The sequence below is a fragment of the Segatella hominis genome (assembly GCF_004535825.1).
Lineage (GTDB): Bacteria > Bacteroidota > Bacteroidia > Bacteroidales > Bacteroidaceae > Prevotella > Prevotella hominis.
The window spans coordinates 85,258-109,108 of record NZ_SGVY01000009.1; the positions used below are offsets into that span (position 1 = coordinate 85,258).

Here is a 23,851-nt window from a genome sequence, read left to right on the forward strand (position 1 = left end):
TCAATAGGTTTGGTTGACAAATTTAGAGAAAAAAAGCGAAAAAGGGTGTTGCATTCCTCAACAAAATAGTTGCATTCCTATAATTTAGGTGTTGCATTCCTATGAATGCAACTATATTTTAGACAAAAAGAGGACATATTCCTGACCATCTGCCCAATACGCCCCGATAACTTTCACTAAAACTTTTAAGGATTTTCCTTGTAGTAAAAAAAATAAAAGGTGTATCCCATTTGCTGAGATACACCTTATTATATATATTCGAAATGATATATTCGAATCGGATGATGATTAATCCATCATTTTCTGAAGATGATTAATCATTGTTGTGGTCCAAAGAATCGTTGAAATCCTTAGGAGCCTGCTCGTCGTTACGATGCTCGTAACGGCGTGGCTGACGAGCTGGACGCTCACCACGACCCTCATGACGATCATCACGGCGAGGACGACGCTCACCACGCTCAGGACGTGGACGACGCTCACGCTCAACATAACCCTCTGGCTTCTCCATCAACACACGGTGAGAGAGCTTGTACTTGCCAGTCTTAGGATCAATCTCCATCAACTTCACCTTGATCTTGTCGCCTTCCTTGATACCAGCCTCTTCAACTGTCTCAAGACGTTTCCAGTCAATCTCAGAGATGTGGAGCAAACCATCCTTACCAGGGAGAATCTCTACGAAGCAACCGTAAGGCATGATAGAACGAACTGTACCCTCGTAAACCTCACCAACCTCAGGAACAGCTACGATAGCCTTGATCTTACCCAAAGCTGCATCGATAGAATCCTTGTTAGGAGCAGATACCTGTACGTGACCCTTACCATCAGTCTCCTCGATAGTGATAGTAGCACCCGTATCCTCCTGCATCTGCTGGATAATCTTACCACCAGGACCGATGACAGCACCGATGAACTCCTTAGGAATATCGAATGCTACGATACGTGGAACCTGTGGCTTCATCTCAGCACGTGGCTCAGAGATAGTCTCCATCATGCAGTTGAGGATGTGCTCACGACCAGCCTTAGCCTGCATCAAAGCCTCCTCAAGAATCTCGAAGCTCAAACCGTCACACTTGATATCCATCTGTGTAGCGGTCAAACCATCACGGGTACCAGTGGTCTTGAAGTCCATGTCACCCAAGTGGTCCTCATCACCGAGGATATCACTGAGGATAGCGTACTTGTCCTCACCTGGATTCTTGATAAGACCCATAGCAATACCTGAAACTGGCTTCTTCATTGGAACACCTGCATCCATCAGGGCGAGAGTACCGGCACAAACAGTAGCCATAGAAGAAGAACCGTTAGACTCGAGAATCTGGCTTACCAAACGTACTGTGTAAGGGAAGTCAGCAGGAATCTGACCCTTCAAACCACGCCATGCCAAGTGACCGTGACCAATCTCACGACGGCCTACGCCGCGCTGAGCCTTAGCCTCACCTGTAGAGAATGGAGGGAAGTTATAGTGAAGGAGGAAGCGCTGGTAGCTCTTCTCGAGCACACCGTCGATAAGCTTCTCATCCATCTTTGTACCAAGAGTACATGTAGAGAGAGACATCGTCTCACCACGCTGGAAGATAGCACTTCCGTGAGGCATTGGGAGTGGAGACACCTCGCACCAGATAGGGCGGATATCTGTAGTAGCACGACCATCAAGACGCAAGCCCTCATCGAGGATGCAACGACGCATAGCATCGCGCATTACGTCATCATAGTAGCGGGTAGCCTCAGCGTGTTTCTCCTCCAAGTCTTCCTCAGAGAGATCGGTATGAGCAGCGTCATACTTCTCAAGGAAGTCAGCCAAAACCTTGTCGAAAGCATCCTGACGAGCATGTTTCTCCAAAGCCTGGTGGTTGATATCGTAAGCTGGCTTGTAAAGCTCAGACTTGATCTGCTCACGGAGTTCCTCGTCGTTGATCTCGTGGTCGTACTCACGCTTCACGTCAGTACCCTTCTCCTTAGCCAACTCATACTGGAGCTCGCACATAGGCTTGATAGCCTCGGCAGCAGCCTTGAGGGCACCGATCAGATCCTGCTCAGAAACTTCCTTCATCTCACCTTCCACCATCATGATGTTCTCCTTGGTAGCACCAACCATGATATCCATGTCAGCCTCTTCCATCTGCTGGAATGTAGGGTTAACAACATACTCACCATTGATACGAGCTACACGAACCTCAGAGATGTAGTGCTCGAAAGGAATATCTGAACAAGCCATGGCAGCTGAAGCAGCGAAACCTGCAAGGGCATCTGGCTGGTCAACACCATCGGCTGAGAGCAACATTACCTGTACATAAACTTCTGCATGGTAGTTAGAAGGGAAAAGTGGACGCAAAGCACGGTCCACAAGGCGAGAGGTAAGGATCTCCTCGTCGCTGGCTTTGCCTTCGCGCTTGGTGAAACCACCAGGGAAACGACCAGCAGCACTGTACTGCTCACGGTAATCTACTTGCAAAGGCATGAAATCTGTACCCGGAACTGCATCCTTTGCTGCACAAACAGTTGCGAGGAGCACTGTGTTACCCATGCGGAGAACCGCAGCACCATCAGCCTGTTTTGCAACTTTTCCGGTCTCAATTGTGATGGTTCTTCCATCAGGCAACTGAACACTTTTTGTAATTACGTTCATCTAAAATTTAAAAACTTATTGTTTTGTCTAACATCTAATATCTAAAACGCTGCAAAGATACCTTTTTAATTATTAATAAACGAATAAAAGCACAATTATTTTCTGCATTTTTAAATATTTTATCTATCTAAGAGAGCTTATTCACAATTTTATTGCTACCTTTGCAGTCGATAATTTTGCAAAATACAGAAATTCATGAAAATAACCAGAATCTTTTCAGTGGCAGTGATCATGGTTGCTGCGCTGGCTTTCACTTCTTGTAATAACAAGAAATTTCATATCAACGGCAACATTACTGAAGCCAAGGACTCCATGCTCTACCTGGAGAATATCAGCCTGAACGGTCCTGAGAAAATAGACTCAGTAAAGTTGGGCGAAGACGGTTCCTTCGCTTTCGAAGAAAATGCCATGGACTCTGTTTCTCCTGAGTTCTATCGCTTGCGTATTGCCAACCAGACCATCAATCTCTCTATCGACTCTACGGAAACCATCCTCGTAAAGGCTGCATACCCTACGATGGCTTACAAATACGAGGTGGAAGGTTCGGAGAACTGTTCTACCATCAAGGAACTGTCGCTCAAGCAGATGAACCTGCAGGCTACCATCAACAGTATCACCAAAAATCCAAACATGGGAGTTGACTCCATGAACGTGGCAATAGCTCAGGCGATCAACAGCTACAAGCAGGACATCAAGACCCAGTATATCTTCAAGGCTCCAATGAAGGCTTCTTCCTACTATGCTCTTTTCCAGACCATTCAGATAGGTGGCACCAACTCCCTGCTGTTCAATCCACGCAACAACAAGGATGACATCAAGGTGTTTGCTGCCGTGGCTACCAGTTGGGATACTTACTATCCTAACGCTGAGCGTGGCAAGAACCTTCACAACATCGCCATCCAGGGCATGAAGGACGTTCGCATCATGGAAAACCAGATGGCAGAGCGCCAGATTGATGCCAGCAAGGTGAGCGTAAATGGATGCATCAACCTCTCGCTGACAGACAACAAGGGTGTGGTACGCAATCTTACCGACCTCAAGGGCAAGGTAGTGCTGCTCGACTTCCATCTCTTTGCCAACAGAGAGAGTACCAAACGTATCATGATGCTGCGCGACCTTTACAACAAGTATCATGCTGCAGGTCTGGAGATTTATCAGGTATCCGTAGATCCAGACGAGCATTTCTGGAAGACTTCTACTGCCGGAATCCCTTGGATTTGCGTGCGCGACGAAGATGGCGTTCAGGGACAAAGCCTGGCAAGCTATAATGTGCAGAGCATCCCTACCTTCTTCCTGATAGACCGCAACAATACCTTGCAGGCTCGCGATGCACAGATCAAGGACATCGATGCAGCTATCAAGAGTCTTCTGTAAGACCTTCAAGGGTCTTCTATAAGAAAAGGTTTCTAACGAACTTACTCTATCAACATTCATCAACATGGACAGATAAAGCCATTAAAAATCATCAACTTAATACACTAAAAAATGAACAAGAAATTCTTTTCTTTAAATGAGAAATGACAAATTTCTAATTAAATTATGCACGTTTTAGACAAATTTCAGTATTGTCCGATATGCGGTTCGCCGCATTTCGAGATCAACAACATCAAAAGCAAGAAATGCAAAGATTGCGGTTTCAGTTATTACCTCAATGCCAGCAGCGCCACAGTTGCCCTCATCGTCAATGAGAAGGATGAACTCTTAGTGGTCCGCCGCAAGAATGACCCGGGCAAAGACATGCTCGACATGCCAGGCGGTTTTGTCGATATGGACGAGACGGGCGAGGAGGCCATGGCACGCGAGGTAAAAGAAGAGACGGGTCTGGAAGCTACGGAAGTCAGCTATCAGTTCAGCTATCCCAACACCTATCTTTATTCCGGCTTCTTAGTTCATACGCTCGATATGTTTTTCAAGGTGAAGGTCAAGGACTTATCTCATGTAGAAGCCATGGATGATGCAGCCGCCTACTACTGGATTCCATTCTCCGAAATAGATATAGACAAGTTTGCTTTTGATTCCATCAAAAAAGGACTTACCAGATTCCTAAAGGATTTTCGTTAAGCCACAGATAAATCTTCGTTCCACGAGGGTGTGTCATAAGCCAAATCCCTATACGCATAAAAAGTCCCACAGATTTCACAGATTACACAGATTTTTTTTGCTTCAAAAAGATTTGTATAATCTGTGAATCTGCTCCTTTCATCTGCTTTTTGCAGCAACGCATGGTGAGCCTCATCAGTCCTCCCCGTTTTACATCACTCCATCTGTATTTTGCAAATGTAGTGAATTTCGCTCTGTCAAACCATCTTTTTTCTCGCAAAACATTTAAAAAACTAAAAAAAAACACTATATAATAAGGTATAAGCAAAAAGTTTATTTACTTTTGCAGCCAAAAGTAATTGTGTAGAAGCTTATGCAAGAAAATTTAGTAATCGTCGAGAGCCCTGCAAAGGCAAAGAAAATCGAAGAGTTTTTAGGTAAAGACTATAAGGTGATGTCTTCTTACGGCCACATTCGTGACCTGAAAAAGAAGGAACTTAGTATAAACGAGCAAACCATGGAACCAGACTACGAGATTCCTGATGAAAAGAAAAAGCTCGTTACAGAATTGAAAGCAACTGCGAAGAAAGCCAAGAAGATCTGGTTGGCTTCCGATGAGGACCGCGAGGGAGAAGCCATCAGCTGGCACCTTTGCGAAGTTCTCGGATTGGATGAAGAGAAGACAAGCCGTATCGTCTTCCACGAAATTACAAAACCGGCTATCTTGGATGCTATTCAGCACCCACGCCACTTGGACATGAACTTAGTGAATGCCCAACAGGCTCGCCGTGTCCTCGACCGACTGGTGGGTTTCAAGCTTTCTCCAGTACTTTGGCGCAAGGTGAAACCTGCTCTCTCTGCTGGTCGCGTACAGAGCGTAGCCGTCAGACTCATCGTAGAACGTGAGCGCGAAATCCAGAAGTTCAAGAGCGAATCTTACTACCGTGTTTCTGCCATCTTCGCATTGATCAACGAAAACGGAAATGCTACGGAAGTGAAGGCAGAACTGGACAAGCGTTTCAAAACACATGAGGAAGTAGAGGCTTTTCTGGAAAAATGCAAGGATGCCAAGTTTACGGTAGAAGCTGTCAACAAGAAACCTCTGAAGCGCACACCAGCCCCTCCTTTCACAACCTCTACCCTACAGCAGGAGGCTGCCAGAAAGTTGGGATTCACCGTGAGCCAGACCATGATGATTGCCCAGAAGTTGTACGAAAGCGGACGCATCACCTACATGCGTACCGATAGCGTCAACCTCTCCACCCTCTGCACCAATGCCAGCAAGGATGAAATCATCAAGGTATATGGAAGCGAATACAGCCAGCCACGCGCCTACCACACCCATTCCAAGGGAGCACAGGAAGCGCACGAGGCTATCCGCCCTACCTATATGAATGAGACTTCTATCGACGGAACCAGTCAGGAGAAACGACTCTATGAACTGATTTGGAAACGCACCATCGCCTCTCAGATGGCTGATGCGCAGATAGAGAAAACAACGATCAACATTCATATCGACAATGCTGAGGAGAAATTCGTTGCCAATGGTGAAGTCATCACCTTCGACGGATTCATCAAGGTTTACCGCGAGTCAACTGATGATGAAGATGGCACAGAAGATGCAACACACATTCTCCCTGCCATGAAGGAAGGAGACGAACTGCAGCGCCGCGAAATCACCGCTACAGAGAAATTCTCGGCAGCACCTCTGAGATATACCGAGGCCAGTCTGGTAAAGAAACTCGAAGACTTAGGAATCGGCCGTCCTTCTACCTATGCGCCAACCATCAGCACCATCCAACAACGTGAATACGTGCAGAAAGGCGACAAGAAGGGCGTTGAGCGTTCCTACACCATCGATTCGCTGAAGGGAATCAAGGTGACACAGAAAGTGAAGAAGGAAATAGCAGGCAACGAAAAGGGAAAACTGCTGCCTACAGATATCGGAATCGTTGTCAACGACTTCCTGATGGAAAACTTCCCTGGCATCATGGACTACAACTTCACAGCCAATGTGGAACAGAAGTTTGATGACATTGCCGAAGGAAAGACCGAATGGAACAAGTGGATGAAGACATTCGACAAGGATTTCGAGCCGGAAGTTAGCAAGGTGATGAATGCCCGCAGCGAGCACAAGGCTGGCGAAAGAGAATTGGGAACAGATCCTAAGACAGGCAAACCGGTATTCGTCAAGATAGGCCGATTTGGTCCTGTGGCACAGATCGGTTCTGCCGAAGACAAGGATAAGCCACTCTTTGCCCAGCTCCCTTCCAACCTGAGTATCGAAACCATTACGCTGGAAGAGGCACTGGAACTTTTCAAGCTTCCTCGCGAACTCGGAGAGTTTGAGGGCACCAAGGTGAGCGTAGGTACAGGTCGCTTCGGTCCATACGTGCAGCACAATCGCAAGTATGTTTCCATTCCTAAGGGAGAAGATCCGATGACCATCACTCTCGACAGAGCCATCGAACTCATTCAGGAGAAGAGAGAGACTGAGCAGAAACGTCACCTCAAGAGCTTCGCCGAAGATGAGAAGCTGGAACTTCTGAACGGAAAATACGGTCCTTACATCGCCTACGATGGTAAGAACTACCGACTCCCCAAAAACAAGATGGAGAATGTAGAAGCACTTACCTATGAAGAGTGCATGACCATCATCAAGGAAGCACCGGAGCCAAAAACGGCACGTCGCAGGAAATAAAAACGCAGATAGAACAACAAGAGAGAAATGAAATCAATCATCATCATAGGATATATGGGTGCCGGCAAGACAACTGTCGGCAAAGCCCTTGCCAAGGAACTCGGCGTCATGTTTTATGACCTGGATTGGTATATAGAAAGCAGGATGCGCAAGACCGTGAAGCAAATCTTCGACGAAATGGGAGAAAAGGGGTTCCGACAGATAGAGCACAACATGCTGCACGAAGTAGCTGAGTTTGAGAATGTGATTGTCAGTTGCGGAGGAGGCACACCTTGCTTCTTCGACAACATAGACTATATGAACCAATGCGGAGAAACAGTCTATCTGAAAGCATCCGCAGAAACACTTTACGAACATCTGAAGATGGGCAAGGGAGTACGCCCTCTGCTGCTCAACAAGACACCAGAGGAGGTTCAGGTATTCATCAGAGAACAGCTCAAGCAGCGCGAGCCTTTCTACAGCAAGGCAAAGCATATATTCGACATCAGCGTGATGGATGATTTCGATAAAATCAATGATACCGTCCAGCAGCTACGCAAGCAGTTGGGCATTTAAAAAAGAATGAGCAGTAAAGGTAAGCACCCGCAGAAAAAGGTAGCTTACCTTTATCACGTCAATATCAAAACAACATTTATAATACAGACTAATAGCAAGAACAAGAACAGAAAATGAAGAAATGGACTATTGAAGACTCGAAGGAGCTCTACAACATCAGCGGTTGGGGCACTTCTTACTTTGGCATCAACGAAAAGGGTGATGTCTATGTAACTCCATGCAAGGACAATACGCAGATAGACCTGCGCGACATCATGGACGAGTTGGCTTTACGGGACATCAACGCTCCTGTATTGCTCCGTTTCCCAGACATCCTCGACAACCGCATTGAGAAGACAGCCAGCTGTTTTCAGAAAGCCAAGGAAGAGTATGGATACAAGGGAGAAAACTTTGTCATCTATCCTATCAAAGTAAACCAGATGCAGCCTGTCGTGGAGGAAATCATCTCTCACGGTAAGAAGTTCAACCTCGGACTGGAGGCGGGTTCCAAACCAGAACTTCATGCCGTCATCGCCGTGCAGGCTCAGAGCGACTCACTCATCATCTGCAACGGTTACAAGGATGAGAGCTACATCGAACTTGCCTTGCTCGCCCAGAAGATGGGTAAGCGCATCTTCATCGTGGTAGAAAAGCTCAATGAGCTGGATATCATCGCCAAGGTGGCTAACAAGCTCAATGTGAAACCCAACATCGGCATCCGCATCAAGCTTGCTTCTTCAGGCTCTGGCAAATGGGCAGAGAGTGGTGGCGATGCATCGAAGTTCGGTTTGACAAGTGCCGAGCTCCTTACCGCCCTCAACAAGATAGAGGAGATGGGCTTCCACGACTGCCTGCGCCTCATCCACTTCCACATCGGAAGCCAGATTACCAAGATCCGCCGCATCCAGACTGCCCTCCGCGAAGCAGCACAGTTCTATATCAACCTCCACAAGATGGGCTACAATGTAGATTTCGTAGATTGTGGTGGTGGTCTTGGCGTGGATTACGACGGCACCCGCTCTTCCAGCAGCGAAAGTTCCGTGAACTACTCCATCCAGGAATATGTGAACGACTGCGTCTATACCTTCGTGGATGCAGCCAACAAGAATAATATCGAACATCCTAACCTCATCACCGAGAGTGGCCGTTCGCTTTCAGCCCACCACTCCGTATTGGTCATCGACGTATTGGAGACCGCTTCCCTGCCGGAAATGCCAGAGGAGTTTGAGGCAAAGGAAACCGACCACCAGTTGGTCAAGGACCTGTATGAGATATGGGACAATCTGAATCCACGCAACATGCTGGAAGACTGGCATGATGCAGAGCAGATACGTGAAGAGGCATTGCAGCTCTTCTCTCACGGCATCGTAGATCTGAAGACCCGTGCAGAGATTGAGGCGATGTACTGGAGCGTGTGCCACGAGATCAACAACCTTGCCAAGCACATGAAGCATGTGCCTGAGGAGCTCAGAGGATTGGACAAGATTCTTGCAGACAAGTATTTCTGCAACTTCTCCCTGTTCCAGAGCCTGCCAGACAGTTGGGCCATCGACCAGCTCTTCCCTATCATGCCTATCCAGCGCCTGGACGAGCGTCCAACCCGTAATGCCACCTTGCAGGACATCACCTGCGACAGCGACGGAAAGATAGCGAATTTCGTGACCGACGGACATATCGGCAATGTTCTCCCTCTCCATCCATTGAAGAAGAATGAGCCATACTATCTCGGTGTGTTCCTCGTAGGAGCTTATCAGGAAATCTTGGGTGACATGCACAATCTCTTCGGCGACACCAATGCAGCCCACATCTCTGTAAAGGACGGCAAGTACTGCATCGACCAGATATTCGACGGAGAGACCGTGGAAGAGGTTTTGGACTACGTACAGTACAATCCTAAGAAACTCGTCCGCCAGTTGGAGCAGTGGGTGACCAAGAGTGTGAAGGAAGGCAAGATTTCGCTCGATGAGGGCAAGGAATTCTTGGGCACCTATCGCAATGGTCTCTTCGGATACACTTATCTTCAGTAAGTGAAGAACGAAAAGTGAAGAGTGAAGAATTCAATTGCTTTTCTATTAAACATTAAACACTACACATTAAACATTATAACAATGGAAAAAGTAACAGTAGTAAAGGTAGGCGGTGCCATTGTAGAAGACAGCGAGCAGTTGGCACAGCTCCTGAAGGATTTCGCAGCCATTCCTGGCAAGAAGGTATTGGTGCATGGCGGTGGTCGCCGTGCCACCAAGGTAGCTGCAGCCCTTGGCATCGAGAGCAAGATGGTGAACGGTCGCCGTATCACCGATGCAGACATGCTGGAAGTGGTGACCATGGTTTATGGTGGACTGGTCAACAAGAACCTGGTGGCAAAGCTCCAGGCAAACGGTGTGAATGCATTAGGTCTGACAGGAGCCGATATGGATGTCATCCACAGTCATAAGCGCCCATTGAAGGACGGTATCGACTTCGGCTTTGTTGGCGACGTAGAACGTGCCAACGGCAAGATGCTCCAGACATTGCTGGAAGAAGACATCACCCCAGTAATGGCTCCGCTGACCCATGACGGCAAGGGCAATATCCTCAATACCAATGCCGACACCATCGCCAGCGAGACCGCCAAGGCACTGGCCCCTTACTACGATGTGACATTGATATACAGTTTTGAAAAGAAAGGCGTGCTCAGCAATCCAGACGATGACGATAGCGTGATCCCTGTGATTACCCATGCCGATTTTGAGAGATACAAAGCTGACGGAACCGTAGCAGGTGGCATGATTCCAAAATTGGAGAATGCACTTGCAGCCATTGATGCAGGAGTAAAGGAAGTGATTATCACGCTCGCAACTGCCATTGACGGAAAGCACGGAACGGTGATTAAGTAAAGAGTGAAGAACGAAGAGTGAAGGATTCATTAGCCCTTCATTTCTTAATAAGAGTTAAAAACAGAAATAATTTAAGATTGGTTGTAACTTTCTTATAACATAGTCGTCATTGATAATAGAGGGATGAAAGAAATCAGTTTCCGAAACGATGTTTTGCCACTGAAGAATAAACTCTTCAGGTTGGCTCTGCGCATTACTCTCAACAGAGAGGAAGCAGAAGATGTCGTGCAGGATACAATGATTAAAGTCTGGAACGCCCGCGAAAGATGGCAGGATTTGGAATCCATCGAGGCATTCAGCCTCACTATCGCCCGCAATCTCTCGCTCGATCGCATCAAGAAGAAAGAAAATCAGAATGATTCGATAGAAAACGAGAAGATAGAGCAGCCAGACACCGCTTCTACCCCATCCGAGCGAATGATTCAGAAAGACAAGCTGGACATCGTGAGGAAAATGATAGACGAGCTGCCAGAGAAACAGCGCTCCTGCCTGCAACTGAGAGATATCGAAGGAAAAGCATACAGGGAAATAGCTGAAATCCTGGAAATAACCGAGGAACAAGTAAAAGTAAATATCTTCAGAGCTCGTCAGACAGTAAAACAAAGATTTCAACAATTCGACAGATATGGATTATAAGTACATCAACCAACTTTTGGAACGCTACTGGAAGTGCGAGACCTCTTTGGAAGAAGAGAACATTCTCCGCACATTCTTCAGCCAGGATGAACTTCCTGCCGAGCTGAAGCCGTATAAGTCTCTCTTTGCCTATGAGTTGAGCGAGACCAAGAACGAGGCTTTGGGTGAGGAGTTCGACCAGAAGATGATGGCTATGATCGAAGATGAATACACCAAGGAGCCTAACAAGGCAAAGGTTGTATCGCTGACTGAGCGCCTGAAGCCATTATTCAAGGCTGCCGCTGTCGTAGCCATCTTCCTCACTTTGGGCAATGCCGCCCAAGTTCCATTCCAGGAAGATTCTCAGAATGTTGAAAACGTGGGAGTTATCAAGGCGACAAGAGGCGCTTCTGTTGCATTGAGTGGAGATTCTGCAAAAGTAGATTCCATGCAGCACACCAGCATCGACAAAATGACTGTTGATCAAGCCTCTCCCACCATATTAAAGTAGTAATTTCTATGCTTTCTCTATATAAAAAGAATCATGTTTAGTAAAACAATTCGAAACTGTGAAGTTTCATTTCTCTCAAATTTTTCATAACATACTAACGTAATAGGGCTGCCAGAATATTCTGGCAGCCCAACTTATTTTTATTCGTTTCTCACAGGTTGCACAACATATCCTTTATCTCGCAACAAGGATATCAAGCCTTTATCTCCTGGGAGATGCATCACTCCAACGGCTATCAAACAAGCCCTATCCTTTAAATGACCTTCTATCTTTTTCAACCATTTGATATTTCTTTCGGCTACCATTTTCGAGTCATCCACTCCTTTGGGAATTAAAGACTGACTATGGGTATATAGCTTCTCTAATTCACCAGACAAATACATTTCATGGCAAGGTACTGAAGCCGACACCTTTTCAATTTGAGAAATCACATTATATAAATCCACAGCTTGCTCTTTCAAACTCTTATGGTATTCGGCAGTATCCCTTATTGTTTCTACCAATGTTCTTGCCAATTCCTCATAAGTTTCCAATCCAAAAACTTTGATATTCTTCTGCAATGCATCACGATATAGACAATCATCAACACTTACAGCCTTAACATTCCCCTTTATCTTCATCAATCGAAGGCGCTCCACCCAGTATGCAGGTTTAAATTGCACATAAGAAGATCGGTGCAACTTTTCGCAGAAAAAGTTATCTACAAGCCGAAACTGCTCTTCATTATCATATAAACCATGATAGCTTTCACCTTGAGGCAACGTATTATAATCGCTTGCTTCATCTGCTTTCATAAAGACAGAAGCAGATGCCATACAATCAGCAACAACAGCAGAATCATTAAAATTTTTACTCTGCTCAAGATACATACAAGACACATTCTCTAAGACCTCACACAACTGAGGAAATGCCGTGAAGATTTCTTTCTGTGTAAAGTTATGCCCGCCACCATGCATCGTACCAAACAAGTATGATTTGTGCGACAATCCGTTACCAGATATTTCCCACAGCATACCATCCTTCTGGCTGTTCAATTTCATATTCGAGCAACCTCGACAACCACTACAGAAACATACCGCAAAGAATAAAACCAGCAAGCCAAGAAGGCTTCCTCCTTTTCTATTTTTCTTCATTTTCTTAAAATTTAAACCATACTAAATAACGTAAGGAATACGTTATTTAGTATATATACATGAAACTAATGTCCTTTCATACTTTCGCAATATTTCTGCATACCCAATTCAAACCCTGTGCAGGTAAAATTCGGAAGGAAATAATTACAAAAAAGGTTATATCATATCGTTTATATATCTATCATACGGAATCTATTAGGAGAATAGGCTTAGATTGAATAACATATACATAATTCTGCCACAGACCTCTTATCCGAAGACTGATTATTTGTCATTCCCACTTGTGAGAAAGCAAGAGCAGGCATCAAAAGAAGCAAAATTGCACTGAGTTCAGTGCAATTCTTTATAAAAAGTGCACTAAAACCAGTGCATTTTCATAAAATAAATCACGTTTCTTCCATAAGTAAGAGCCCGCCATTATCCGTACTATTATTAATAGGAGAAAAGGATATGAATAAGAAACTGACATCATGGCTCTTTTCGAGCTTCTTACTTGCTGTACCCTTGTCACTCCAAGCCCAGTATCATTCACAGGTTTGGAATCCCGACAATGGCAACGGCACTTATACTAATCCCGTGATTTATGCCGACTATAGCGACCCGGATGTGGTGGCTGTAGGCGATGATTATTATCTCACGGCAAGTTCGTTCAACTGCATCCCCGGTCTGCCTATCCTTCATAGCAAGGATCTGGTAAACTGGGAAATCATCGGCTATGCCCTGCAGGAACAGGAACCCAAGGAACTCTTCGACAAGCCTCAGCATGGCAAGGGTGTTTGGGCTCCAGCTATCCGCTACCACAATGGAGAGTTCTATATCTATTGGGGTGACCCCGATCATGGCATCTTCATGGTAAAGACCAAGGACCCACGAGGCACTTGGGAGAAACCTGTCTGCGTCATAGCAGGAAAAGGCATGATTGACCCTTGTCCGCTCTGGGATGAAGACGGAAAATGCTATCTCGTAAACGGATGGGCAGGAAGCCGTTCTGGATTCAACTCTGTACTCACCATTAGAGAACTTTCAGCAGATGGCACGAAAGTGATAGGAAAACCACGCATCGTATTTGATGGAGGACAGAAAAACCATACTACTGAAGGTCCGAAATTCTATAAGCGTGACGGCTACTACTGGATTATGTGCCCTGCAGGAGGCGTACAAATGGGCTGGCAACTCGCCATGAGAAGCAAGAACGTATATGGTCCATACGAGGCGAAGATGGTGATGGCGCAAGGCAAGACGAAGATTAACGGTCCGCACCAAGGCGCATGGGTTCATACATCGCAGGGAGAAGACTGGTTCTTGCATTTCAATGACAAGTATGCCTACGGTCGTGTCATCTTCCTGCAACCCGTGAATTGGAAGACAGGATGGCCTGTCATGGGACAAGACAAGGACGGCGATGGATGCGGCGAACCTTATCTTACTTATCGCATACCAAAGTCAACCTCTCATACGAAAGTGAATCCACAGGAATCAGACGAATTCAACAGTACAGAATTAGGATTGCAGTGGCAATGGCACGCCAACTACAACCAACTTTGGGGAATGCCAACCAACAATGGTTGCATGCGCCTCTATACGGCTGATCTTACGGCTACTGACAAAGCGGGCAATCCACAGCCATTCAAGAGCCTTTGGGAAGCAGGCAATCTCCTGTTGCAGAAGACCCCAGCCGAGAACTTTACAGCCACAGCAAAAATCCGTTTTGCATCAAAAGAAGATGATCAGTATGGCGGCATTATCATGATGGGCATGAACTATCAGGCATTGGTGGTACGAAGAATGGGTGATAAGTTCCTATTGCAACAGCTCTACTGCAAGGGCGCAGATACAGGTGGTATAGAGACAGAGAAGACCCTCGCCACCTTGAAGCCAACAGAGATGGACACCATTCCATACTCCCCAGCCATCTATCTCGACATCTATCTCCAGATGAAAGTCAAGGCTGGGAAATGCCAGTTTGCCTACAGTTTAGACGGCAAGCGCTACAAGGATGCAGGCGATCTCTTTACTCTGCGCCAGGGCAAATGGATAGGAGCCAAGATGGGATTTGTGAGTGAGCGCAAGAACACCCTGGGTAATCGAGGCTGGATAGATGCAGACTGGTTTAGAGTTACAAAATAAATTTATATTTACCGCACAAATGGGCATGGGAAAGAAAGTCTTGCAGAAAGCCTCCCATACCCCACTTTCATTTTTCCCTGGGCAAGAAAAAATTTTTCTCTGCCCAGGGGAAAATTTTTCTCTCGGGATTTATCAATGCTTTAGCAACAAGAAAAAACAGTCAACAGATTTGACAAAACCTATTGACTGTTCTGTTTGTCATCCTTTGACAATCTACAAAACCAAACTAAATAATTTTAATATATAAACCTAAACCTTAGCTACAAGTCTCAATCATTTCAACGCCTTTGCTCTCATCAATGCCTCCAGATAATAGTAGTCGGCATAGATGATACTGGCATCAATCTCACTTCCTGCAGGATGATGACCTGTACTGTGCATGAGGAAAGCTACATTTTTCTTGCCGCTCTGGTATCGGTCTGTACTCAACTGAGCCAAAGACTGCAAGGCAAACAGCTTATATTCCTCACCTTTCTCACCTCCCACATACTGCTGGAGTTCCAACAAGGCATCTGCCACAACACAAGCAGCACTGGCGTCCTTAGGAGCGCCACCTTTCACCCCACGTGGATCATCCATATCCCAGAGAGGAACGAGATCGTCGCTCGTTTCCTTCAATCGCTTGATATAGATATCGGTCACTTTCTGAGCGAAGTCCAGGAATACCCTGTTGTGCGTATAGCGATAAACCATCGTATAGCCGTAGATGGCCCAGCTCTGTCCTCTTGCCCACATCGAATGGTCAGCATAGCCCTGATGGGTCACACCTTTGATGAGATCGCCATTGATGGTATCATATACTGCCACATGATAGCAGCTGCCATCCGGGCGGAAGTGATTCTTCATCGTGGTCTTGGCATGAGTCACCGCCAAATCGTAGAGCAGTTTGTTGCCTCCGTTCTTGGCAGCCCAGAACATCATGTCGAGATTCATCATATTGTCCATGATGGTATTGTGAGACCAGTTGCGGGTTTTCACCTCTCTCGGCCAACTCAATATCGTACCCACGATAGGATTGAAAAGCGTAGCGAGGGAATCAGCAGAAGCGAGAATCACATCTTTATATTCCTGAGAATGATTTACCTCATATCCCTTGCCGTAGGAGCAGAACATCAGAAAGCCGATGTCATGGTCGTAGCAGGGACGGTAGGCAATACCCTTCAAAGATTCCGTATAGCCCTCAGCAGCCTTGCGTACAGCCTCATCCTTGGTGTTCTGATAATCCATCCAGAGAATGCCCGGCCAGAATCCGTCGCACCACTCCTCAGGAGTTGCCTTGCGGCAGTTCCATCCCTTCTGTCTGTCGCCCTTCAGGATATTGCGCGGTTCCATCGAGAAGTCATAACTGCCATCCTTCTGGCGCAATTCATCCAGGGCTCTACCCACTTGCTTGTGGCAATATTCTAATTGCTTATCCACATCAAGCACCCACATCTTGTCTGCCGCAGAGTTCTTATCCGAAGCCTGATGATTTGCCATTCCCGCTTGCGAGAAGGCAAGAGCAGACATCAAAAAAAGTATTCTTCCTATTTTCATCGTTATTGTTTATTATTAATACGAATCAAATAAGAAGAATACTTATTAACAAATTCTTTTGGATGCAATAAATGATTGATTTTCCCTGCATCAGGGGATTAAGAGAGAAGAATTACAGCGTAAAACGATAGCCCACAGAAACCGTAAAGGCATTCGTCTTAGACTGGCTTGGCATATTGGCGACCTTATCCACCTTGCTCAATCCTAACTGATATCTCGCATCCAATATCACATTCTGATACTCGTAAGCCACGCCAATCGGAATAGCAACATCACATTTCTTAGCTGGCCATTTCTCATTAAAGGATTCCTTCTCCTCATAAGACGAATTTCCTGTCTTATCAATAGTCACTTCCGAAGAATCACCCTTATACTTACCATCACCCAAGAGGAAGCCAGCCTGTACGCCCAGCAGCAAAGCCAACTGGCGTGTGACGTAGGCCTTCACCATCAGAGGCACTTGAATATAGTTCAGATCCACGTGCTGGTTGTTATACCCCGTCAGCACCGTCTTGCCATTATCCTTACTTTCCGTCTGATAACTTGGCCATCGGAAGCCCTGTTTGGCATAATAAGCTCCCAAGCTGATGCCCACCTGTTCAGTAGCCCGATATTCGAAATCAACACCGCCCATAAATCCAGCTTGATATTTGGATTTCATATAGTCAGCATTTTCTTCAGTCGTGAAATAGATTTTATTATTACTCCAATTAGAGAGCACCACACCAATGCGAGGGATAACAGATATTTTCCCCACAGGATTTTCTACATCTTGCGCCACGGCTGTCATTACAGAAAGCACCATCAAGGCGACTGCCATCATATACTTTTTCATACTATTCATATTTTGAGAATGATTATATAAGAAAAACGGCACAATTCCATAAATATTGCATCAAGAATCTGCAATTTTTCTTATGACGCATTCCCCATATTTCTTAAGTTTCTTATTCGTTATGCAAACGAAGCTGATTATCCAAGCAAGTAACTTTAGTTAAAGTTCAATAATAAATATCACTTTAATTATCAGACATTTGGAAATATCTTTGAAAAAGATTATCTTTGTGCAAGATATTTCTAACGCAAAGCTTATGGAATTTAAGGAACTCATAGATAGAGGGGCAGAATTAGAGCGAATGAATGAAGCCCTTCATAGAGAAGATACTCAGTTTATCGTCATTTATGGTAGGCGTAGAATCGGTAAGTCAGAGCTTATCAAACGCATCGTCAAAGCACGGCATAAGGCGATTTACTTTTTGAGCGACACTTCGTCAGAGACTGTTCAACGTGTAGCTTTTTCCAAAGTTGCAGCTTCTGTAATAGATGGTTTTGACAAAGTGATTTACCCAGATTGGGAAACTTTGTTTAGAAGTTTCAACAATCAGCTCTCTGAGCGTATGTTGGTCTGCTTGGATGAGTTCCCTTATTTGGTGAAAAGTTGTGATGTACTTCCCTCCATCATTCAGAAACTCCTGAATGAGAAAATATTGAAGTTTGATTTGGTATTGTGTGGCTCTTCTCAGCAGTTGATGCATGGGTATGTACTCAACCGACAGTCGCCCCTCTATGGCCTTGCCAATGAAATTATGAAGATGCAGCCTATTCCTGCCCAATATATGAGTATGGCTATGGAATGTGATGCTGTGCAAGCCGTGGAGGAATATGCTATTTGGGGAGGAGTGCCTCGTTATTGGGAATTGCGTAGGGATTATCCTGATAAGGAAACGGCCATTCGTAAGGTATTGCTTGATCCGCAGGGACCTTTGATAGAAGAACCTCAACGCCTACTTCGTGATGATATGAGAGATACAGTGCAGGCATCTACTTTGTTGACTATTATAGGCAATGGTGCCAACAAATTGTCTGAAATTGCAAATAGGGCAGGTAAAGATAGCAGCACGATTTCTGAACCTTTAAGCAAGTTGCGAGAACTTGGCTATGTTAGTCGAGAGGTTCCTTTTGGTGAGAGTCCTAAGAAAAGTAAGAAGGGAATTTATCATATCAATGATTCTCTTTTACGTTTTCACTATCAGTTTATTGTACCTTATCGTTCTATTTTGGAATTAGGAAGAATGGATATAGTGATGCAAGTGGTTCTATCTCAACTTCCACAATTTATAGGTCAATGCTGGGAATTACTTTGTCGTGAATATGTTAGTGGAAATATTATAGATGGCATAGCCTACAATGTCGCATCTGGTTGGTGGGGTAAGATATTTCCGCCAGAAAATAAGGATGGAAAGATGGTTGAGTTGGATGTTGTGGCAGAGTCTATTGATAAGAAGCATATCTTGGTAGGAGAATGTAAATGGACGCACGATGAAGATGCCGACAGGCTCATGAATGTTTTGGAGCAGAAAGCTAAGTACTTGCCTTTTATTAAGAAAGGGCAGGAAATTCATCTTGTGCTATTCTTAAAGGAGTCGCCAACTCATTGTGCTAAGGATATGCGAGTATTCCTGCCAAGTGATGTAATGAAGAATTAGTTGGTGTAGGAAATAGCCGATAGCGTGCGAAAACATACTTAAAAAATGTCGTTATTCTGCGCCAAATACCTTTTTTAACCCATTTGGCGCAAAATAACGACTAAGCGTATGGCACAATAGGACTTTGATTTGTTTGGCAATCTAACCCATTATCAAATACCTTGTATGAAGTTTTTGTTCATCAGATCAGATGTTTGTCCGTCTTCTCTGCCTGGGTATTTTTTTCTTCCTGCCCACGCAAGAATTTTTCCGTGGGCAGAGAAAAATAAAAGTGGGTACAGTGACGGGAAAAATGAAACCTAATTCCTCGAAAATTACAGACGGATGAAGAAGCGCTTTTTGGCAACTTAACGATGCGCATCATTAGACCTCAATAAAGCGCATCATTAGACCTTAATAAAGCGCATCGTTAGACCTCAATAAAACTTAAACCTCAATAAAGCGCATCGTTAGAGCTTATAAATGTGCTTCCTTTGAGGAAATGCTGGCGCCTACGATAATGTGATACAACATTGACATGGGATTTTAGAAAGTACTACACAATTCATAGTTAGTACTACGTCCTCCTTCATCCGTCTGTCTCAATACTCCCTTAACCATTAAGTCCTTGATGTCTCGGTTGGCTGTATCTTGCGAACAATGGTTGATTTTGTACCATTTCGAAGAATTGAGTTTTCCCTTGAAGCCATCCAAGAGCATGTTGAGCACCTTGCGCTGACGGGTATTAAAAGCTATCGTGCGATGCTTATCCCAAAACTGAGTCTTACGAACTACATTCTCCGTCTTTTGCAAGGCATTTGCCAAAGCCGCCTTCAAAGTCTGCAAAAACCATTGTATCCATGGAGTAATGTCCAAGTCGCCTTTCTGCACTTGCTCCAAGTGGTCGTAATATTCCTTGCGATGATTTAGTATCTCTGAAGAAAGACTATAATAACGTTGGGAAGTTTGGTCGGCACGGGAAAGCAACAGTTCGGTCAAGGTTCTACAAAGCCGTCCATTGCCATCGTCGAATGGATGAACCGTCACAAACCAAAGATGTACCACAGCTACCTTGACCAATGGGTCTATACTTTCCTCTTTATTTATCCAATCCATCAATTCCGCCATCATCATAGGAACATCCTTGCTCGCAGGTGCCTCATAATGTACTTTCTCATGACCCAATGCACCCGAAACCACTTGCATTGGTTCATCGCCCACTCGCCACTGAGCTACAGCTATCTTATGGATACCACTTCTCCCTGTAGGAAATAAAGCCGCATGCCAAGAAAATAAACGTTCAGCATCCAAAGATATAGCATAATGCTGCACGGCATCCAGCATCACTTGCACCACTCCCTCTGTATAATGGTCGGTCACAGGCAAGCCTTCATACTCCAATCCTAACTGTCGAGCCACAGAAGAGCGCACACTATCCCTATTCAAGTTCTCACCCTCTATCCTTGCCGAATGCACGATTTCTTGTGTTAAGGAGTCGAGCATGGATTGGTTTCGCTCCTCGAAACCAAACATGGAAAGCCGGCCCAGCAACTTTCCCCTCAGCATATTCACTTCTGCCAAGCTATTGCTAAAACAGGCATTGTCCCAAGTCATGTGAGGCCAATCCTCTTGCTGCCAAATATACATTGTTGCTTCCCTCATAATTGATTCTTTTGGCGCAAATATAAAGCATTTTATCGGATTATGCAAGTTTTGCGGAGATTATTCGCATTATTCTCCGCATTTTTGCGGAGAATAGGAGAAAATAGCATCGCTATAGCGACTAAATCGAGTAGAAAAAAGCCCGTGGCTATACAACAAGAACAATCCCTATAACGATGATAAACCATTGCTATAGGGATTGCTTAAAAATTAATTAGAAAGGCTAACTTTTCCATTCTCTGAACAGACGATGCGCTGCTCAGTTCCATTCTTCAGTTTCACGATGATGCCCACGGCACCCTGCTCGCTTGGCGTAAAGTAATCTACCGATGCGATATCGCCCGGTTCTGTTTCAGAACTTGGTTCATATACGCAGACGAAAGGATGATTCCACGCCTCACCTTTCTGGCGAGCCACGAAGGTCAATACCGGCTGGTCGATTACCTTATAAGGCTGGTTAGGCATACGTTCGTATTCTCTGTTTTCAGGAGAAAGCGCCTGAAAGATGGTGCGGTTTTCATCCGCCTTCATCCACATCGTCATCGTAATCTCCTTCTGGTTGTCCATCGCTGCCACCACCTTTTCATCTTCTATCCTGGTTACAAACTGGGTCTTTACAGAAGAGGTCATTTCGGCACTCACCTTATTATATATATAGGAATAAGCATAGAGATGACCACCGGCAAAGGCGAGTTCCTCGGTTGGCTTCATATCGAGCACCTTACCGCTTGCCGCATCCATCACCTTCATCTCCTGTCCCAAGTTGTGATAGAAGTAATCGTGGGTCTTGTCGCCCCCTTCCTTCTTTCGGCTGCGGAATACATCGATGTAATAACCGCCCTTATCGCTGGTCTTCACAATGGCGGTAGTACGCTGCTGTTCTGCCTGAGTTTCTGGTTCAAGGAAGCTTACAGTAGCATAGGTCATCTTTTCCTTTTGTTCAGAGAGCTTCTTGCTGGCAGGCTTCTCTGCACTTACTTCAGGATAGACTGAAATAACCTTGAAGGCATGCTGCGACATCATCACAGGATAGCTCGATACACCATCCACTACCACTGTATTATGGGCTGGCATCTGGGAATAATACTCTGAATAATCCAATCCGCTATAGAGATGCTTTCCGATTCCTGCATCAGGACCGAGCACATAGCCCTTACCATAAAGTTCCAAGGAGATGCCATTGGCATGGGCATGATTACCTAAGCTGGCATTGATGGAAGCCATCAAGTCGTGCTGCTTGTCCATACCCGTACGCATCGCAATCCATGATACATTAGAAGCATAGAACATCGTGCTGGTATATTTCTCGATTTCTGATATTGGAGCATCGCTTGAAACGGCACTCTTGAAGAGATTCATCTCTGCGATAAGACGCTTGTTCTTATGACGGGTAGCATATTTCAGGATATTATTGATGCCACCCTGGTTCAGATAGCCCGGATGGGTATCGCCGAAACCTGCTATCATACGGTTTGGGAAGAGATATTCGGCAGAGGCCTTCACACCGTCTATCAGGATAGGACGCTGCTTGAACATATCAATTCCCGCCTTTTCATCGAGCATATTGGTAAAATCGCAGAGGGTGCTAAGCACCGTGGTGCTATAACCAGGAGATTCGTACCAGGTTTTTGCCTTCTGATCGAAACCAAAGTCGATGAGCTTGTTCAGACTCCACTGGCGGATACTGTTCTGATTCACCACATAATCCAGATAATACTGCTTGCCCTTGCCGTCGGCATAAGCCTGGTTATCTTGCAAGATGAGAGCTATTTTCACGATGAAATCGGCCTGAAACAAGTCCCAGTTGTTATGAGGCACACCATTGGCGATGATATTCTCCGCCCACTTCTTGAAACCCATTTCGATGATAGACTGGTCTTCCTTGACGAGATTTCGGATAAGTGGATACATCTGGGTGAGTTCGTTGATGATGTCTTCGTGGATAACCTCGAAGGTAGTCATTCCCACCAGTGTTTGCTGATGACCGTGGTTCAGGTCGATAGGCACATTGCGATAGGCGATGCCTTTCATATAGACATCAAACACCTTAGCCGCCATCTTGCCGTATCGCATATCGCCAGTTGCGGCATAGATGCAGGCTGCATCTCGGGCAATGCCCATAATCTGTCGGTTCACGCTGGCGATATTACAACCCGTCTTGGCTGGCGAAGTCTTCTCCATCTTGCCTGAAGCCTTGCTTACATAGGTTACATTGCCCAGTTCATCGTCATCGAATGGAATCATATCTTCCAGGCTGGGACGATTGTATTGCGAAGCCGTTCCACGGGTGCCATTATATTTCACGGTGGGTTCCGGGGCACGTTCTCCCCCCACCTTCGCAAAGGTTTCACCATTTATGAAGACATCAGAAGCGTGGGTGTTCCAGAACATCTGCAGTCGGGAGTAGAGCCAGTCGGGCTGTGCATCTACCTTCTGCATCACGTTTTCTATCCTCCCCTTGAGCTTGCTTATCTCTGGGTCTTCCACTTTCTTTTTCCCCTTGGCAAAAATATCAGAAGCATTTACTAAGAGTAAGCAAGCCGCTAAAATCATGTATAAAACTTTCTGTTTCATGCGTTTTTTTCTTTTGTTTTACTAATAATACGATTGGGAAGGAGGAAATACGTAGCCTTTTATAGTTCTTAATGGCTACACAGTTCCTACCATGCTCTCCAAGCGGTCCCTCGGGGACCACGTGATGGGGAACTGGTGAACATGAGACGAGCAACCGTTGCTCATGAAGCGGGCAACAAGTGCCCAAACTAATATCCACAATTTGGGCAATACATTGTCTGACTTTTCCTGATTTCTGTAGACACTTTTTTACTTTATAAACTAAAAAGGTAGACACTATCAATTTCATAAAACTGAAATAGTAGACACTCCTTATTTTTCGTTCCTAATTTTATAGACACAATAAAAAAAATCGTACTATATTTGTAGTCACTACCCTTCCACTGGACTTACCGAACCCGGACTTGCTCTTTTGGTAAAGTAGGGAGCCCCTCGATGGGGCTTCCTA

Annotated in this window: 17 protein-coding genes; 11 read left to right on the plus strand and 6 right to left on the minus strand. The window is 45.3% G+C overall.

What is annotated here, in order from left to right:
* Nucleotides 1-313: 313 nt before the first annotated feature.
* Nucleotides 314-2,626 (minus strand): polyribonucleotide nucleotidyltransferase, encoded by a 2,313-nt coding sequence (gene pnp / locus EXN75_RS05145; RefSeq protein ID WP_134843005.1) that lies wholly within the window; start codon nucleotides 2,624-2,626, stop codon nucleotides 314-316.
* A gap of 195 nt (nucleotides 2,627-2,821) precedes the next feature.
* Here pnp and EXN75_RS05150 point away from each other — a divergent pair, with 195 nt between their 5' ends.
* The 8 genes from EXN75_RS05150 to EXN75_RS05185 all read left to right on the plus strand — a co-directional run bounded on the left by EXN75_RS05150 (nucleotide 2,822) and on the right by EXN75_RS05185 (nucleotide 11,906).
* Nucleotides 2,822-4,000 carry a TlpA disulfide reductase family protein gene (locus EXN75_RS05150; protein WP_134843006.1) on the plus strand — a complete coding sequence of 393 codons (1,179 nt, stop codon included), beginning with the start codon at nucleotides 2,822-2,824 and terminating at the stop codon, nucleotides 3,998-4,000.
* 165 nt (nucleotides 4,001-4,165) lie between these two features.
* Entirely contained in the window at nucleotides 4,166-4,687 is a 522-nt protein-coding gene (locus tag EXN75_RS05155; protein WP_167639454.1) for an NUDIX hydrolase, read from the plus strand.
* A 352-nt stretch (nucleotides 4,688-5,039) separates the two neighbouring features.
* Nucleotides 5,040-7,367, plus strand: coding sequence for a type I DNA topoisomerase (topA, locus tag EXN75_RS05160; RefSeq protein ID WP_134843008.1), 2,328 nt, complete (start codon nucleotides 5,040-5,042; stop codon nucleotides 7,365-7,367).
* Between the two features lie 27 nt (nucleotides 7,368-7,394).
* A complete protein-coding gene (locus EXN75_RS05165) occupies nucleotides 7,395-7,922 on the plus strand; it encodes a shikimate kinase (protein ID WP_134843009.1) in 528 nt (175 codons plus the stop codon).
* A 113-nt stretch (nucleotides 7,923-8,035) separates the two neighbouring features.
* On the plus strand, nucleotides 8,036-9,928 hold the full coding sequence (gene speA / locus EXN75_RS05170; RefSeq protein WP_118116498.1) for a biosynthetic arginine decarboxylase: 1,893 nt from the start codon (nucleotides 8,036-8,038) through the stop codon (nucleotides 9,926-9,928).
* An 81-nt stretch (nucleotides 9,929-10,009) separates the two neighbouring features.
* Nucleotides 10,010-10,780, plus strand: coding sequence for an acetylglutamate kinase (gene argB / locus EXN75_RS05175; RefSeq protein ID WP_022109805.1), 771 nt, complete (start codon nucleotides 10,010-10,012; stop codon nucleotides 10,778-10,780).
* A 123-nt stretch (nucleotides 10,781-10,903) separates the two neighbouring features.
* Nucleotides 10,904-11,416, plus strand: a complete 513-nt coding sequence (locus tag EXN75_RS05180; RefSeq protein WP_022109804.1) for an RNA polymerase sigma factor — start codon at nucleotides 10,904-10,906, stop codon at nucleotides 11,414-11,416.
* Nucleotides 11,406-11,906: a pyruvate ferredoxin oxidoreductase gene (locus EXN75_RS05185; protein ID WP_134843010.1), complete on the plus strand. Its 501-nt coding sequence runs from the start codon at nucleotides 11,406-11,408 to the stop codon at nucleotides 11,904-11,906. Before EXN75_RS05180 ends, EXN75_RS05185 begins: the two co-directional genes overlap by 11 nt.
* A gap of 140 nt (nucleotides 11,907-12,046) precedes the next feature.
* Here the strand turns inward: EXN75_RS05185 and EXN75_RS05190 are convergent, their stop codons facing one another.
* Entirely contained in the window at nucleotides 12,047-13,039 is a 993-nt protein-coding gene (locus tag EXN75_RS05190) for a TraB/GumN family protein (protein ID WP_134843011.1), read from the minus strand.
* Nucleotides 13,040-13,489: 450 nt separating this feature from the next.
* On the opposite strand from EXN75_RS05190, the gene EXN75_RS05195 reads away from it, so the two are divergent.
* Nucleotides 13,490-15,166, plus strand: coding sequence for a glycoside hydrolase family 43 protein (locus EXN75_RS05195; RefSeq protein ID WP_134843012.1), 1,677 nt, complete (start codon nucleotides 13,490-13,492; stop codon nucleotides 15,164-15,166).
* 25 nt (nucleotides 15,167-15,191) lie between these two features.
* Nucleotides 15,192-15,413, plus strand: a complete 222-nt coding sequence (locus tag EXN75_RS05200; protein ID WP_134843013.1) for a hypothetical protein — start codon at nucleotides 15,192-15,194, stop codon at nucleotides 15,411-15,413.
* A 26-nt stretch (nucleotides 15,414-15,439) separates the two neighbouring features.
* Here the strand turns inward: EXN75_RS05200 and EXN75_RS05205 are convergent, their stop codons facing one another.
* Nucleotides 15,440-16,645, minus strand: coding sequence for a glycoside hydrolase family 88 protein (locus EXN75_RS05205; RefSeq protein ID WP_134843020.1), 1,206 nt, complete (start codon nucleotides 16,643-16,645; stop codon nucleotides 15,440-15,442).
* Nucleotides 16,646-16,814: 169 nt separating this feature from the next.
* Entirely contained in the window at nucleotides 16,815-17,546 is a 732-nt protein-coding gene (locus tag EXN75_RS05210) for a porin family protein (RefSeq protein WP_134843014.1), read from the minus strand.
* A gap of 247 nt (nucleotides 17,547-17,793) precedes the next feature.
* On the opposite strand from EXN75_RS05210, the gene EXN75_RS05215 reads away from it, so the two are divergent.
* Nucleotides 17,794-19,188 (plus strand): ATP-binding protein, encoded by a 1,395-nt coding sequence (locus EXN75_RS05215; protein ID WP_134843015.1) that lies wholly within the window; start codon nucleotides 17,794-17,796, stop codon nucleotides 19,186-19,188.
* Between the two features lie 525 nt (nucleotides 19,189-19,713).
* Here the strand turns inward: EXN75_RS05215 and EXN75_RS05220 are convergent.
* The gene (locus EXN75_RS05220) at nucleotides 19,714-20,829 is read right to left on the minus strand and encodes a Fic family protein (RefSeq protein WP_134843016.1); all 1,116 of its coding nucleotides are present in this window, start codon (nucleotides 20,827-20,829) and stop codon (nucleotides 19,714-19,716) included.
* Nucleotides 20,830-21,039: 210 nt separating this feature from the next.
* Nucleotides 21,040-23,403: a heparinase II/III domain-containing protein gene (locus tag EXN75_RS05225; RefSeq protein ID WP_134843017.1), complete on the minus strand. Its 2,364-nt coding sequence runs from the start codon at nucleotides 23,401-23,403 to the stop codon at nucleotides 21,040-21,042.
* Nucleotides 23,404-23,851 lie beyond the last annotated feature (448 nt).